This is a genomic window from Streptomyces sp. NPDC048192 (assembly GCF_043202415.1).
In the GTDB taxonomy this organism is placed as follows: domain Bacteria; phylum Actinomycetota; class Actinomycetes; order Streptomycetales; family Streptomycetaceae; genus Streptomyces.
In genome coordinates this window covers 357,095-370,971 of record NZ_JBIDAL010000010.1, presented here as the reverse complement: position 1 = coordinate 370,971, position 13,877 = coordinate 357,095, and the positions used below count along the sequence as shown (strand labels likewise).

General features: G+C 73.5%; 13 protein-coding genes. 5 read left to right on the top strand and 8 right to left on the bottom strand.

What is annotated here, in order from left to right; all coding sequences use genetic code 11:
* Positions 1-43: 43 nt before the first annotated feature.
* On the bottom strand, positions 44-406 hold the full coding sequence (locus ACGFZN_RS23930; protein ID WP_393860491.1) for a hypothetical protein: 363 nt from the start codon (positions 404-406) through the stop codon (positions 44-46).
* The gene (locus ACGFZN_RS23925) at positions 403-2,445 is read right to left on the bottom strand and encodes a bifunctional glycosyltransferase 87/phosphatase PAP2 family protein (RefSeq protein ID WP_393860490.1); all 2,043 of its coding nucleotides are present in this window, start codon (positions 2,443-2,445) and stop codon (positions 403-405) included. The genes ACGFZN_RS23930 and ACGFZN_RS23925 overlap by 4 nt, the downstream gene beginning before the upstream one ends.
* 388 nt (positions 2,446-2,833) lie before the next feature.
* Here ACGFZN_RS23925 and proP point away from each other — a divergent pair, with 388 nt between their 5' ends.
* Together proP and ACGFZN_RS23915 are read left to right on the top strand one after the other, a co-directional pair.
* Positions 2,834-4,207: a glycine betaine/L-proline transporter ProP gene (proP, locus tag ACGFZN_RS23920; RefSeq protein ID WP_393860489.1), complete on the top strand. Its 1,374-nt coding sequence runs from the start codon at positions 2,834-2,836 to the stop codon at positions 4,205-4,207.
* A 177-nt stretch (positions 4,208-4,384) separates the two neighbouring features.
* Positions 4,385-5,056 carry an O-methyltransferase gene (locus ACGFZN_RS23915; RefSeq protein WP_393860488.1) on the top strand — a complete coding sequence of 224 codons (672 nt, stop codon included), beginning with the start codon at positions 4,385-4,387 and terminating at the stop codon, positions 5,054-5,056.
* Positions 5,057-5,084: 28 nt separating this feature from the next.
* Here ACGFZN_RS23915 and ACGFZN_RS23910 read toward each other — a convergent pair whose 3' ends face one another.
* Positions 5,085-5,477 carry a hypothetical protein gene (locus ACGFZN_RS23910; RefSeq protein WP_393860531.1) on the bottom strand — a complete coding sequence of 131 codons (393 nt, stop codon included), beginning with the start codon at positions 5,475-5,477 and terminating at the stop codon, positions 5,085-5,087.
* 126 nt (positions 5,478-5,603) lie between these two features.
* On the opposite strand from ACGFZN_RS23910, the gene ACGFZN_RS23905 reads away from it, so the two are divergent.
* Positions 5,604-6,041, top strand: a complete 438-nt coding sequence (locus tag ACGFZN_RS23905; protein WP_393860487.1) for a DUF1992 domain-containing protein — start codon at positions 5,604-5,606, stop codon at positions 6,039-6,041.
* Between the two features lie 24 nt (positions 6,042-6,065).
* On the opposite strand, the gene ACGFZN_RS23900 is transcribed toward ACGFZN_RS23905, so the two are convergent.
* Both ACGFZN_RS23900 and ACGFZN_RS23895 read right to left on the bottom strand, forming a co-directional pair.
* Complete coding sequence (locus ACGFZN_RS23900) at positions 6,066-6,665, bottom strand: hypothetical protein (protein ID WP_393860486.1); 600 nt, start codon at positions 6,663-6,665, stop codon at positions 6,066-6,068.
* Between the two features lie 614 nt (positions 6,666-7,279).
* Positions 7,280-7,912: a hypothetical protein gene (locus ACGFZN_RS23895; RefSeq protein ID WP_393860485.1), complete on the bottom strand. Its 633-nt coding sequence runs from the start codon at positions 7,910-7,912 to the stop codon at positions 7,280-7,282.
* A 167-nt stretch (positions 7,913-8,079) separates the two neighbouring features.
* On the opposite strand from ACGFZN_RS23895, the gene ACGFZN_RS23890 reads away from it, so the two are divergent.
* A complete protein-coding gene (locus ACGFZN_RS23890; RefSeq protein WP_393860484.1) occupies positions 8,080-8,583 on the top strand; it encodes a GNAT family N-acetyltransferase in 504 nt (167 codons plus the stop codon).
* Here the strand turns inward: ACGFZN_RS23890 and ACGFZN_RS23885 are convergent.
* Positions 8,570-10,609, bottom strand: a complete 2,040-nt coding sequence (locus tag ACGFZN_RS23885) for a DHA2 family efflux MFS transporter permease subunit (protein ID WP_393860483.1) — start codon at positions 10,607-10,609, stop codon at positions 8,570-8,572. The genes ACGFZN_RS23890 and ACGFZN_RS23885 overlap by 14 nt on opposite strands.
* A gap of 893 nt (positions 10,610-11,502) precedes the next feature.
* Here ACGFZN_RS23885 and ACGFZN_RS23880 point away from each other — a divergent pair.
* Positions 11,503-12,066, top strand: coding sequence for a peptidoglycan-binding protein (locus ACGFZN_RS23880; protein ID WP_393860482.1), 564 nt, complete (start codon positions 11,503-11,505; stop codon positions 12,064-12,066).
* 122 nt (positions 12,067-12,188) lie between these two features.
* Here the strand turns inward: ACGFZN_RS23880 and ACGFZN_RS23875 are convergent, their stop codons facing one another.
* Positions 12,189-12,857 (bottom strand): HAD-IA family hydrolase, encoded by a 669-nt coding sequence (locus tag ACGFZN_RS23875; RefSeq protein WP_393860481.1) that lies wholly within the window; start codon positions 12,855-12,857, stop codon positions 12,189-12,191.
* Between the two features lie 186 nt (positions 12,858-13,043).
* On the bottom strand, positions 13,044-13,625 hold the full coding sequence (locus ACGFZN_RS23870; protein ID WP_393860480.1) for a TMEM165/GDT1 family protein: 582 nt from the start codon (positions 13,623-13,625) through the stop codon (positions 13,044-13,046).
* Positions 13,626-13,877 lie beyond the last annotated feature (252 nt).

Here is a 13,877-nt window from a genome sequence, read left to right as displayed (position 1 = left end):
CCGGACGCTCACGCAGCGGCTGCCCGCCCCGGCCCGCTGGGCGCTATGCGGGCGCCGTGCGCACTTCGATGCTTCTGCCCGCCATCCGCGCGAGCGACTTGGCGCGCGCGACGAAGACGTCCGGATCGTCCATCCGGGCGGTCACCGCGGGCGGATAGATCTCGGTGTCGACATGGCCGGGGAGGGCGTCGCGCAGGGCGAGCAGGACGGTGGTCTGGTCGGGTTCGGGCAGGTCGCCCACGAACACGTAGCCCGATGCGGCGCCCGCGAAGACGGCGCGCCGTGCCCGCTCGTCCGTCACGTGGCGGAGGATGAACGCGGCCACGTCGTCGAAGAGTCCGGAGGTGGCGAACCAGGCGAGGTGCTCCCCCGACTCCCCCGACGGCAGCGACACGAGCTTGGTCATCGCTGCCCCTCGGACACGGCGAGCGGCGCCTCGGACTCCTCGCGGGCCGCCCGCGTCGTGACGAGCCGTGCTCGCGGGCCCTGCAACAGGTACGACAGCCCGAAGCCCGCCGAGACCACCACCGCGCCGCCGACCGCGTCCAGCACCCAGTGGTTGCCGGTGGCGATGATCGCCGAGACGGTGAAGAGGGGGTGCAGCAGGCCGAGGGCCTTCATCCACCACTTCGGGGCGACGACCGCGATGACGACACCGCACCACAGGGCCCAGCCGAAGTGCAGGGAGGGCATCGCCGCGTACTGGTTGGTCAGAGCCGTCAGGGTGCCGTAGTCCGGCTTGGCGAAGTTCTGGGTGCCGTGGACGGTGTCGATGATGCCGAGGGTCGGCATCAGGCGCGGCGGGGCCAGAGGGAAGAGCCAGAAGCCGATCAGGGCGAGGAAGGTGGCGAAGCCGAGGGAGGCGCGGGCCCAGCGGTAGTCGACGGGGCGGCGCCAGTACAGGATGCCGAGGACCGTCAGCGGGACCACGAAGTGGAAGGACTCGTAGTAGAAGTCGAAGAAGTCCCGCAGCCAGCCGATCCTCACCACCGCGTGGTTGGCCCAGTGCTCGATGTCGATGTGCAGGAACCGCTCGGTGTCCAGCACCATGTGCCCGTGGTGCTCGGCGCGCGCCCGGCCGCCGGAGATGGTGCCGCCGGTCGCGGCGAGCCGGACCTGGGAGTAGGCGGCGTACACCACCCGGATCAGCAGCAGCTCCAGCAGGAGGTTGGGGCGGGTGAGGACCCTGCGCAGGACGGGCAGCAGGGGCACGTGGCGGAAGCGGGCCGGGACCGGCGGCGCGTACTCGGCCGGGACGGGCCGCTGGTAGGTCGGGGACGTGCGGGACAGGAACGGTACGGCCGTGGCGGCGGCCAGCGCGGCGAGCAGCACGAGGTTGTCGCGCAGCGGGTGCATCACCGCCATGTTCGGCAGCATCATCTTCGCCGGGAGGGTCGTCACCAGGACCATCGCGACCGGCCAGACGTAGCGGTCGGAGGCGCGTCTGCCGACCCGGCCGACCATGGCGAGCAGCACCCACAGCAGCTGGTGCTGCCAGGCGGTCGGGGACACGGCGACGGCGGCGCAGCCGGTGATCGCCACGGCGAGCAGCAGCTGGCCGTCGTGGGCGTAGTGGACGGCGCGGCGCAGGGCGAGGGCGGCGACGACGGCCCCCAGCGAGAGGAAGAGCCCGATCTCCAGGGGGCCGGTCAGGCCGAGACGGAGCAGGGCGCCGTGCAGCGACTGGTTGCCGAGGGCGTCGGCCTTGCCGCCGAGGCCCACCCCGGCCATGTGGTGCACCCAGTAGGTGTACGAGTCGTGCGGCAGCGCCGCCCAGGCGAGCGCGGCGCAGGCGGTGAAGGCGGCGGCGGTGGCGGCGGTGGCCCGGCGGCGGCCGGTGAACCACAGCAGCGGGGCGAACAGCAGCATGGTGGGCTGCAGCGCGGCGGCCAGGCCTATGCACACCCCGCTGCCCCGCTCTCCGCGTACGGCGAAGCAGCCGAGCAGGACGAGCAGCACCGGGATGATGCTGGTCTGCCCGAGCCAGAGGGCGTTGCGGACCGGCAGCGACAGCATGAGCAGGCTGATCGCGACCGGCGCGGCCAGCAGGGAGGTGCGGCGGCCGACCGGCTGGGGCAGCGCGCGGGCGGCCACCAGGCCGAGGGCGACGACCAGCAGGAGGGTGCCGAAGGTCCAGCCCCAGCCGAGGGCGGCCTGCGCGGACCGGGTGAGGGGTTTGAGGACCAGGCCGGCGAAGGGGGTGCCGGTGAACCGGGTCGAGTCGTAGAGGGAGCCCTTCACGTGCAGGACGCCGTGCGGGCCGACCCAGGTCTCCAGGTCGGTCAGCCGCTCGCCGCTCGGCGTGGTGAGGACCACGGCCAGCTGCCGTACCGCGAGGACGGCGGCCACCGCCCACAGGGCGAGCCGGGCCGCGCGCAGCCGCGCCCCGGCCGGTGCCGCTCCGAAGGTGTCCGCCGGTCGCCCGCTGTGCTCCACGTTCGCCACGCCTCGTCGGCCTCCCGCCCCGTCGTCCCGGCGCCGGGCACGCCGGGTGCTGCTGAGAACCCCATGAGGGCCCCTGTCCCCCGAAGAAGGACGCAGGCTACCGCGACTTCACCTGACGTCCGTTCTCCTTTTGTCCGGAAGACGATAGTGGGGGGCCGGGACGGTTGCCCCGCCGGGGCGCGACAAGGATCACAGCGACCGGCGGGATCGGCTGGTCACGGGCGGGCAGACGTACCTGCGTACGCGCCATTTAGATGCACTGTGCAGCTAAGAGCGTACGGTACGTAAGGGGCCGAACTCCGCCTATGGTCTTTTTTCGGCCCGTTTTCCGGCAGCGTCGCCGCACGGACCGTGCCCTGTCCCCGACGAAAGGTAGGCGAGCCCCGTTTTGGCGACCGTCACTGCCGTCACCCCGTCCCTGAAGACCCGGCGGGCCACCAAGGCCCGCGACGTCACCGTCACCGATCCCGCCCTGGTCAAGCGCGCCGTGAAGGCGGCCGCGCTCGGCAACGCGATGGAGTGGTTCGACTTCGGTGTCTACAGCTACATCGCCGTCACGCTGGGCAAGGTCTTCTTCCCGTCCGGCAACCCGACCGCGCAGTTGCTGTCGACGTTCGGCGCGTTCGCGGCGGCCTTCCTCGTCCGGCCGCTCGGCGGCATGGTCTTCGGTCCGCTGGGCGACCGCGTGGGCCGGCAGAAGGTGCTCGCCCTCACCATGATCATGATGGCGGCGGGCACGTTCGCGATCGGCCTGATCCCGTCGTACACCTCGATCGGCGTCGGCGCGCCGCTGCTGCTGCTCGCCGCCCGGCTGGTGCAGGGCTTCTCCACCGGCGGCGAGTACGCGGGCGCCTCGACCTTCATCGCCGAGTACGCCCCCGACAAGAAGCGGGGCTTCTTCGGCAGCTGGCTGGAGTTCGGCACGCTGGCCGGTTACATCGGCGGCGCGGGCCTGGTCACCGTGATGACGGCGCTGCTGTCCTCGCACGACCTGGTGGCCTGGGGCTGGCGCATCCCGTTCCTGATCGCGGGCCCGATGGGCGTCATCGGCCTGTACCTGCGGATGCGGCTGGAGGAGACCCCGGCCTTCGCCGCCGAGGTCGAGAAGGCGGAGGCGGCCCGGCCGAAGGTGCCGCTGCGCGAGATGGTCGCGGGCCAGTGGAAGGCGCTGCTGCTGTGCATGGGCCTGGTGCTGGTCTTCAACGTCACCGACTACATGCTGCTGTCGTACATGCCGAGCTACCTCACCAGTGAGCTGAAGTACGACGAGACGCACGGGCTGCTGGTCGTGCTGGGCGTGATGGCCCTGATGATGATCGTCCAGCCGTTCGCCGGCGCGCTGACCGACCGGGTCGGCCGCCGCCCGGTGATCGCCGCCGGTTGTGCGGGCTTCCTGTTCCTCTCGATCCCGGCCCTGCTGCTGATCCGCCACGGCAGCCTGCTCGCGGTGGGGCTGGGCATGGGTGCGCTGGGCCTGCTGCTGGTCTGCTTCACCGCGGCCATGCCGGCCGCGCTGCCCGCCCTCTTCCCGACGCGGGTGCGCTACGGGTCCCTGTCCATCGGGTTCAACGTGTCGGTGTCCCTGTTCGGCGGGACGACGCCGCTGGTCGTCACCGCGCTGATCGGGGCGACGGGGAACATGATGATGCCCGCGTACTACATGATGGCCGCGGCCGTGATCGGTGGTTTCGCGGTGTGGCGGATGGCGGAGTCGGCGGGGCGGCCGCTGCCGGGTTCCGCGCCGGCGGTGGAGCAGCGGTAGGCGCCGCAGGGAGCGCGGAGAGGGCATCCGGCCGGCGCCGGTGAGCCGAGCCCCCTGCCCCCGCCCGCGCCTGGACCGACCCCCTGGGCGGCGAATCCGCCGGTGATCACCCCGTGCGTGCCCCTCGGCTGAGACGATGTCGGGGAAGCGCAGGCACTCGGGAAAGGCAGCAGGACCATGAGCGACTCCCAGCTCTGGGACGACGTCGACGACTACTTCACCAGCCGCCTCGCGCCCGACGACGAGGCGCTGCGGGCGGCCCGGCGGGAGAACGACGCGGCCGGGCTGCCGCACATCGCCGTCACGGCGGCACAGGGAAAGCTGCTCCAGCTGCTCGCCCAGGTGCAGGGCGCACGGCACATCCTGGAGATCGGCACGCTCGGCGGGTACAGCACGATCTGGCTGGCCCGCGCCCTGCCGGAGGACGGCAGGCTCGTGTCCCTCGAGTACAGCGCCAAGCACGCCGAGGTCGCCACCCGCAACCTCGCCCGGGCGGGCCTGGACCGGATCGCCGAGGTGCGGGTGGGGCCCGCCCTGGAGTCGCTGCCCAAGCTCGCCGACGAGAACCCGGCGCCGTTCGACCTGGTGTTCATCGACGCCGACAAGGCCAACAACGCGCACTACGTGGAGTGGGCGCTGCGGCTGACCCGCACCGGCAGCCTGATCGTCGTGGACAACGTGGTGCGCGGCGGCCGGGTCACCAACGCGGACAGCACCGAGCCCGACGTGGTGGGCACGCGCGCCGCGATCGAGCTGATCGCCACCCATCCGCGGCTGAGCGGCACGGCGATCCAGACGGTCGGCGCCAAGGGCTACGACGGTTTCGCGCTGGCCCGCGTGCTGGACTGAGCGGCGTCGGCGCCGCCCGGCCGGCGGCTCAGGCCTCGTGGTAGAAGCCGACGTTGACGCTGCGCGGCGCGGTGCGGTCCTGGACGACGATCTCGCCGGATCCGCCGCGCGGCAGGGCCACGGTCGCGCCGTAGCCGAGGGGCTGGACGTACTCCCCGGCGGTCAGCCGCACTTCGGCGGCCGGGTCGGGCTGTGAACCGCGCAGCCAGGTGAGGTGCCAGCCGCCGTCGGGGCCGCACACGAACTCCAGATGGACCCGGGAGACGAACAGCCAGTCCTCGGGGGTGACCAGCCGGCACAGCGACGCGTCCCGGCCGACCCGCAGCACCGCGCCCGGCTCGCTCGGCGCCTCCGCCATCGTCATGCCGGCGGTGGCGCCCGCGTCCTGGCCGGAGACGGTGGCCATGGTGAGTTCGAGCACGTGCGTTTCCCCCTGTACGACCAGCTGCGAGACCAGCTGCACGACCCTCGTGGCGCGGCGCCGCATCGGCGGACCGCCGCCGCATGATAAAACGCCCGGCCGGGCCGCGTCCGGCACAATGGGTTCATGACCGAGCGAAAACCACCGGGTGTGCCGTTCGAGTCCTGGGCCGACAAGCAGATCCGCGACGCGCAGCAGCGCGGTGAGTTCGAGCGGCTGCCGGGGGCGGGGGAGCCGCTGCCCGCCGACCTGTACGCCGCGTACGACGAACTGTGGTGGGTCAAGCGGAAGTTGGCGCGCGAGGGGCTGTCCGTCCTGCCTCCCGCCCTCGCCCTGCGCAAGGAGGCGGAGGACGCGCTCGCGGCGGCCTACGCGGCGCCGTCCGAGCGGATCGCGCGGAAGATCATCGAGGACGTCAACGTCAAGATCAAGGACATGATGTTCAAGCCGCCGCCCGGTCCTCCGCTGGGCAAGAAGCCGTACGACGTCGAGGAGGTCGTACGCGAGTGGCGGCAGCGCAGGGCCGCCGCCACGAGGGAGCTGCCGGATCCGGGCGCCGCGTAGGCGCGCGGCGGGCGGATCCGGGGCTCACATGTGCAGCAACCGTCCGGCCAGCTCCCGGTAGTCGCGCAGGGCGAGCCGCAGCTGCTCGGTGTCGGCGTCCGAGCCCGGGCCCCGGTCCTCGGAAGCCTCCCAGGACCGCCGCAGCGTACGGCGGCGCCGCTCCACCGCCTCCTCGAACAGCCCCGTGATCTCCTCCAGCACGTGATCGGCCTGCTCCACCGTGGTCCGGGGCTCGTCCACGAACCCCACGGCCAGACGGCGCATCTCCTGCTCCCACCGATCGGTCTCCTCGTGCGGCAGCAACGGCGCGCCCACCCCGGAGGGACCGGGAGCGGCCTCACCGACAGCGCCGGACGCGGCCGCGGGCGTGCCGCCGGCACGGCCGCCTTCCTCCGTTCCGGGCCCGCCGCCACGTCCGGCCGCGGCACCGGTACCGGCTGCGGCCGCCGCCTCGGGCGCGGCGCCGCGCACCGCCGCCCCGCCGCCCGGTGCCGCCGGCCAGGCGTCCGGCGCCGGGTAGTCGGTGGTGTGCGACTCCCGCCCGGCCATCTCCCCGGAGGACGGCACCCCCAGCCCGTCGTCCGGCATGGGGCTGTCGAATCCGGCACGCCTCTCACCGGACATCCGGCCCTCACCGGCCCCTCCGCGCATACCCGGGGCCCGTCCCTCACCAGGCACCCCGGCCCGACCAGCCCCCGCGTCCGGTCCGTACGCGCCCGCCATCCGGGCGCCACCGGGCACTCCGCCCTCACCGGGCATCCGGCCCTCCGCAGGCATCCGGCTCTCGCCAGGCATCCGGCCCTCCACAGGCATCTCGGCTTCACCTCGCATGCGGCCCTCCCCCGGTATCCCGCTCTCACCCGGCATCCGGCCCGCGCCGGACATCCGGCTTTCCCCAGGCGCCCCAGCCGGAGGCATCCGGCCCTCACCCGGCATGCGGCTCTCCCCAGGCATCCGACCCTCGCCCGACATCCGACCCTCACCAGGCGCCCCCGTCGGAGGCATCCGGTCCTCGGGCGGTGTGCCGGGGGTGCGGTCGTCGGCTGTGAGGCCGCTTCGGCCGGGGCCGGCCGAGCCGGGGAGGCGTTCCTCCGGTTCCGGCAGGTCCCCCGGGGTGTGGTGGTGCAGCGGCGCGTCCTCGGGGGTCCAGTCCTCGTCCGGCAGCGGCTGCGGAATGCGGCCGGCCCTTGGCGCTTCGCGCTCGTCGCCGGGACCGCTCGTCCTGTCCGTCATGACGCTCAGCTCTCCTTCGGATGGCTCCGGGCGAGCACCCGCGGCGCGTGGGTCGCGCGATGGCGGCCGGTCTCCGGGGCCGGGTGGGTCAGGTCTTCGAAGAGGGCGCGGGCGCCGACGAGCGCGGTGCGCATCTCCTCGGTGCCGGAGCCCGCCTCGGTCAGCCCGTGGCTCGGCCCGTCCTGGGCCACCTGGTGCACCCGCCGGTAGCCGTCGACGTGGTCGGCGTGGTGCACGGACAGCGCGGCGAGCTGCTCGTCGTACCGCCCGCCGTCCGGGTAGCCGCGCGCGGCGGCGACTTCCGCGAGCAGCCGGTCGGCCTCGGCCACCGCCTGCCGCGGCGCGTCGACGAAGTGCTCCTGTACCGCCGTCCAGCGGGCCTCGAACTGCTCACGCCCCGCCGGGTCCAGCGGCCGTTCCCGCAGGTCGCCGTGGCGTTCGAGACGCTCGGCCAATTCCTGTTCGGCGGCCTTGGTGTCACCGCCGTGCCGGGCGACGGTCCGCTCGTACTCGGGTCCGAAGCGCCGCTTCAGGCCGGCCCCGCCGGCCCGGCCGCGGCCGAACCGGGCCACGGCGAGAGCCGCGATGACGACCAGGACCGCGACGATCACGATCAACACGATCAGGCCTGTGGACATGGTTGCCTTCCGCTTCGCGCCGGCCCCTTTGGCCGGCTCTCTTTCCGGGTCACCCGGAAGCACCGTCACAAACGGCGACCGGCCCGCCCGGGCGGCGCACGCCCCGCATCCGGCGCCCGCCGGAAATTCGCTCGGCGGCGCCGTCACGGCCGCCGAGAATGGGCGGCATGACGTGGACGATCAGCCCCGAGCCGTACGACTCCCCGGTCGCCGCCGCACTGTGGCGGGCGTACTACACCGAGGTCAGCGACCGCTGGTACCTGCTGCACGAGGGCCGGCGCACCGACCCGGCGGAGCTGGAGCGGGAGATCGCCGCCCGGACCGGCGCCGAACTCGCCCCGCCGACCGGACGGTTGCTGGTGGGCCGGTACGACGGCGAGCCGGCCGGTTCGGCGGGCGTACGGCTGCTGGAGCCGGACACGGCGGAGCTGACCCGGGTCTTCGTCCACCCGCACCTGCGCGGCAGGGGCGGCGCCCCGCTCCTCGTGGCCGCCGCCGAGGACGCGGCCCGCGCGCTGGGGGCCCGGCGGCTGCTCCTGGACACCCGCGACGACCTGGTCGAGGCCCGCGCCCTGTACGCCCGCCTCGGCTACACCGAGACCGCCCCGCACAACGACGACGTGTACGCGGAGCACTGGTTCCGCAAGGAGCTGGCGGTCAGCGGGACCTGACCCCCGCCTCCTGGTGGGGGCGTTCGCGGTCGGTGCCGCACAGTTCGGTGGTGAGCTCCCTGACGAGCTGGGTCAGGTCGGTCGGACGGCCGGCCGTCCACCAGTCGCCGAGGAGTTCCGCGAGGGACTCCTCGCGGGCCTTGGCGAGCCGTTCGGCGGCCACGCGGCCGGACGCGGTCAAGTACAGGTCCAGACCCCGGCGTTCGGCGAGGTGCCGTTCCTCGACCTGGCGGGCGGCGGCGATGACGGCGTCGAGCGGGACGGGGCTGCGCTCGGCGAGCAGGGCCGGTTCGACGGCGCCGTACTTGCGGATGCGCAGCAGCATCCAGCTGGCGGCGGGCAGCAGGTCGTACCCGGCTCGTTCGGTGATCGTCCGGTAGATCGCGCGGCGGCCCTCGCGGGTGCCGAGGAGGGACAGGGCCCGCGCGCACTCGTCGTAGGAGGACCGTTCGACCGGGTTGGGCGGGATCGTCTCGGAGACGTCCGGCGCGGTGACCGAGCCGCGCAGCCGGTCCTCCTTCAGGAACCAGGCCAGCAGGAAGCCGAGGACGGCGACGGGGGCGGCGTAGAGGAAGACGTCGGTGATGGCGGACGCGTAGGCGTGCAGGGCCGCCGGGCGCAGGGCGGGCGGCAGGGCGGCGATCCCGCGCGGGTCGGACTTGAGCGTGTTCGCGGAGGCGCCGGGCGGCAGATGGGCGCCGCGGAGGGCGGCGGTGAGCTTGTCGCCGAGCCGGCTGGCGAACACCGTGCCGAAGATGGCCACGCCGAAGGAGGCGCCGATGGAGCGGAAGAAGGTCGCGCCGGAGGTGGCGACGCCCAGGTCCTCGTACGACACCGCGTTCTGCACGACGAGGATCAGCACCTGCATGACCAGGCCGAGTCCGAGGCCGAAGACGAAGAAGCAGGCGCTCATCTCGGCGGTCGGGCTGTGCTCGTCGAGCCGGTGCAGCAGGAGCAGGCCGATGGTGGTGACGGCGGTGCCGGTGACCGGGAAGACCTTCCAGCGGCCGGTGCGGCTGACGATCTGCCCGGAGACGGTGGACGACAGCAGCAGGCCGACGACCATGGGCAGCATGTGCACGCCGGACAGGGTCGGCGAGATGCCGTGCACGACCTGGAGGAACGTCGGCAGATAGGTCATCGCGCCGAACATGGCGAAGCCGACGATGAAGCTGATGACGGCGGCGAGCGTGAAGGTGCGGATGCCGAACAGCTTCAGCGGCAGCACCGGTTCGGCGGCCCGCCGCTCGACGGCGACGAACGCCACGGCGAGCAGCACGCCCAGCACGGCCAGCCCGATGATCTGCGGCGAGCCCCAGGCCCAGGTGGTGCCGCCGAGGGAGGCGACCAGGACGAGGCAGGTGGCGACGGAGGCGATCAGCAGGGTGCCGAGGTAGTCGATGACGTGGCGGGCGGTGCGGCGCGGGATGTGCAGGGCGGTGGCGATCACGGCGAGGGCGACGACGCCGACGGGCAGATTGACGTAGAAGACCCAGCGCCAGCTCAGGTGCTGGGTGAACAGCCCGCCGAGCAGCGGCCCCAGCACGCTGGTCGCCCCGAACACGGCCCCGAACAGCCCTTGGTACCGGCCGCGTTCGCGTGGCGGCACGATGTCCCCGACGATCGCCATGGACAGCACCATCAGCCCGCCGCCGCCGAGTCCCTGCAGCGCGCGGAACGCGATCAGCTGGGGCATGTTCTGCGCCATGCCGCACAGCGCGGAGCCGATCAGGAAGATGACGATCGCCGTCTGGAAGAGCCGCTTGCGGCCGTACTGGTCGCCGAGCTTGCCCCACAGCGGGGTCGCGGCGGTCGAGGCGAGCAGGTAGGCGGTGACGACCCAGGACAGGTGCTCGAGTCCGCCCAGATCGCTGACGATGGTGGGCAGCGCGGTCGACACGATCGTCTGGTCGAGTGCGGCGAGCAGCAGGCCGAGGAGCAGGGCGCCGATCGAGACGAACACGTTGCCGGTGACGTGCTCGGCGGCCTGCGCCTCCTTCTCCGTGCCGTGCGTGTCCAGGGCCATGGAGACCTCCCGGGGCTCGGGTGCACCTCTTCCATCGTGGTCGGTGTCACCTTTTATGGCCTGTTGAGTCCCGCGTTTCCGGCGGCGCATGCGAAGAAGGTGCGCATAAGGTCGGTAGTTCGTGAGGGGAGGACGAACACATGACTGATTCCGAGGGTCCCCTGGGCCACGCCTGCCCGGAGTGCGGCGCGCCCAGACACCCGGACCGCAGCCCGTCCTGCGACTGCACCGCCCGCGCGGCCGAGGCCCTCCACGAGACCCGCACGGCCGAAGCGGCAGCAGCGGAGGACTTCGACCCCCTGCGCATACGCCCGTACGTGGACTTCGAGGACTCCCTTACGACACCGGCCGCATCAGACACACCGGACGAGACCGGCCCATCACCGACCGCGGAGGGGAACGCCGAGCCGGCGGGGGGCCGGGCGGAGAAGGCGGGGCGCGGGGTCGGAGACGCGGCAGCCGGGGCCGGGGGCGCGGGGCACGGAAGCGGGCTGGCGGGGAGCCGGGCAAAGAACGCCGGGGGCGGGGCCGACGACCCCACAGACCGAGCCGAGGACGCGGGGGACGGAACCGGGAACACGGGGGGCCGGGCGAAGAGCGCCGGGGTCGGCGACCTGACAGATCCGGCCGAGGTCACCGGGCGCGGAACCGGAAACGCGGCAGACCAGGCCGAGGACGCCGAGCACGGAGCCGAGCCCGTGGGGAGCCGGGCCAAGAGCGCGCGCGGCGGGGCCGGGAACGCCGTACACGGGGCCGGGGGCGCGGGGGATCGGACGGGCAGGACCGGGGTGTGGCCGCATACCGAGGGCCCACGGCTCGCGGACGCGGCGGAGCGGCAGCCGGGCGGCGCCGGGCCGGATGTGCGCCCGCGCCCGCGGAGTGGTCGCCGTGCCGTGCTGCTGTCGGTCGCCGGCGCGGGAGTGGCCGTCGTGGCCGCGGCCGGGTTGGCGAGCGGGCTGCTGTCGTACCACCCGCCGACCCGCGACCGGGCGGTGCAGGAGGTGCGGGAGAGCGTGCCGGACGTACGCCGCCCGACCCCGGCGTCACCGGCGGCGCCCTCCTCGCCCGCGCCGCCGTACTCCGCCGTGCCGACGGCGCAGTCCCCCTCGCCCCGCCCGGCGAGCCCGTCGGCGAAGCCGTCCGCGTCGCCGTCCCCGACCGGCTCCGCCGCCGGTACGACCCGCCCGGCCTCCCCCACCGCCCCGACCACCACACGGAGCACCCCCTCGGCGACCCCGGTGCTGCGACTCGGCGACCGGGGCCCGGAAGTGACCGGACTCCAGCAGCGCCTGCGCCAGTTGAACCTCTACGGCGACCAGATCACCGGCGTCTTCACCCGCCCTGTGGAGGATGCCGTGCGCAACTACCAACTGGCGCGCGGCGTCCGGGGCGACACCCTGGGCGTGTACGGACCGGCGACACGCAAGAGCCTGGAGGCGGAGACCTCCGAGCCGTAGGGCCGCAGGGCGTTCGAGGACAAGGCACCCGGCACCGGGCACCCGCACCCGACGCCCGCACCCGGCCGAACCCCCCGCCCGACCGGCAAGCACTCCCCCGGGCCCCGCCGCGCGAGCGGGCGTCAGTCGATGTGCACCCGCATCGCCCCGTCCCCCGTCGCCTCCACCCGCACCCGCGTGAGGTCCCGCACCACCACGTCGGGCCCGTGCAGGTCGGCCCGCGGGCCGACGCCCACCACGGTCATCCCCGCGGCGCGCCCGGCGGCGATACCGGCCCCCGAGTCCTCGAAGACCACGCAGTCCGCAGGATCGACGCCCAGCTCGGCCGCGCCCTTCAGGAAGCCCTCGGGGTCGGGCTTGCTCGCGCCGACGGACTCGGCGGTGATGCGGACGTCCGGCAGCGGCAGCCCCGCGGCGTTCATGCGCGCGGTGGACAGCGGCACGTCGGCGGAGGTCACCAGCGCGTGCGGCAGTCCGCGCAGCGAGGCGAGGAGGGCCGAGGCGCCGGGGATCTCCACGACGCCCTCGGTGTCGGCGGTCTCCTCGGCGAGCATGCGCGCGTTGTCGGCGAGGTTGTGCTCCCTGGGCCGGTCGGGCAGCAGTACGGCCATGGAGGCGTGCCCCTGCCGGCCGTGGACGACCTTCATCACCTCGTCGCCGTCCAGCCCGTGCCGCTCGGCCCAGCGGCGCCAGATGCGCTCGACGACGGCGTCCGAGTTGACGAGGGTGCCGTCCATGTCGAGCAGGAGGGCGCGGGCGGGGAGGACGGTGGGCGTGGCGGTGGCCGTCATCGGCAGCTCCAGGAACGAGGAAGGCCCCGAAGGGTGGGACAGGCCCCGAAGGGACGGACAAAGAAGCCCCGCCCGCCGGTCAGGGAAAACGGGCGGGAGCCACTTTGTTTTTCTACGGTACAAAATAGGGGCGGCTCCCGCCACCGCCCCCGCGAAGGGTTCACCGGGCGTTCAGCTCGGCCGGGCTCAGCCCGCCACCGCCTCGTACAGGCTCCACACGCCGAGCCCCAGCATCAGCAGCGCCGCGATCTGCGTGATCAGCCGCAGCGGCACCCTCTTCATCAGGGCCTTCCCGCCGACGATGCCGAGTCCGGCGACGGCCCACAGGCCGAGCACCGCGCCGAGGCCGACGGAGACCGGGTCGTCGTAGCGGGCGGCGAGGTTGGCGGTCATGATCTGCGTGAGATCGCCGAACTCGGCGACGAGGATCAGCGTGAAGCCGGTGCCGGCGACCTTCCAGAAGGAGTGGTCGGCGGGCTTCTTGATCTCCTCCTCTTCCTCGCCCTTCTGCAGCAGCAGCATCGCCGCGCCGCCGAGGAAGAGGACGCCGGTGACGGCGTGCACGATCCGCTGGGGCAGCAGCGTCAGGGCGCTGCCGGCCGCGACGGCGAGCACGACGTGCAGCAGGAAGGCGGCGGCGACTCCGGCGAAGACGTGGCTCGCGCGGTACCGGGTGCCGAGGACGAGGCCGGCCAGCGCGGTCTTGTCCGGCAGTTCGGCGAGGAAGATGACGCCGAAGACGAGCGCCGTCACGGTGATGCTGATCAAGGTTCCTCAATCGGTCGGGCTGCCCCGCCGAGAGTGCGGTACGTCACGCGATGACACCTCGGCACGGCAGCGCACTCGGCGCCCGTGCCGTGGGGGCACGGGCGTGCACTGCTTGCCGAAGGTCTCGCTGGCGGTCCTCGAGGGACCCGAGGGTCCGCCTCCGGGCGCCGGCTCAGGCTGGCTGAGCAGTATGTCGACGGTCCGGCGAAGAGCTACTCCCCTTCTGCGCCGCCCATCCTACGGGATGTGAAG

Bases quoted from the DNA above. Each gene is read 5' to 3' on its own strand.
- ACGFZN_RS23930 (WP_393860491.1), bottom strand. From the start codon at position 406: ATGACCAAGCTCGTGTCGCTGCCGTCGGGGGAGTCGGGGGAGCACCTC.
- ACGFZN_RS23915 (WP_393860488.1), top strand. From the start codon at position 4,385: ATGAGCGACTCCCAGCTCTGGGACGACGTCGACGACTACTTCACCAGC.
- ACGFZN_RS23905 (WP_393860487.1), top strand. From the start codon at position 5,604: ATGACCGAGCGAAAACCACCGGGTGTGCCGTTCGAGTCCTGGGCCGAC.
- ACGFZN_RS23900 (WP_393860486.1), bottom strand. From the start codon at position 6,665: ATGTCCGGTGAGAGGCGTGCCGGATTCGACAGCCCCATGCCGGACGAC.
- ACGFZN_RS23895 (WP_393860485.1), bottom strand. From the start codon at position 7,912: ATGTCCACAGGCCTGATCGTGTTGATCGTGATCGTCGCGGTCCTGGTC.
- ACGFZN_RS23890 (WP_393860484.1), top strand. From the start codon at position 8,080: ATGACGTGGACGATCAGCCCCGAGCCGTACGACTCCCCGGTCGCCGCC.
- ACGFZN_RS23885 (WP_393860483.1), bottom strand. From the start codon at position 10,609: ATGGCCCTGGACACGCACGGCACGGAGAAGGAGGCGCAGGCCGCCGAG.
- ACGFZN_RS23875 (WP_393860481.1), bottom strand. From the start codon at position 12,857: ATGACGGCCACCGCCACGCCCACCGTCCTCCCCGCCCGCGCCCTCCTG.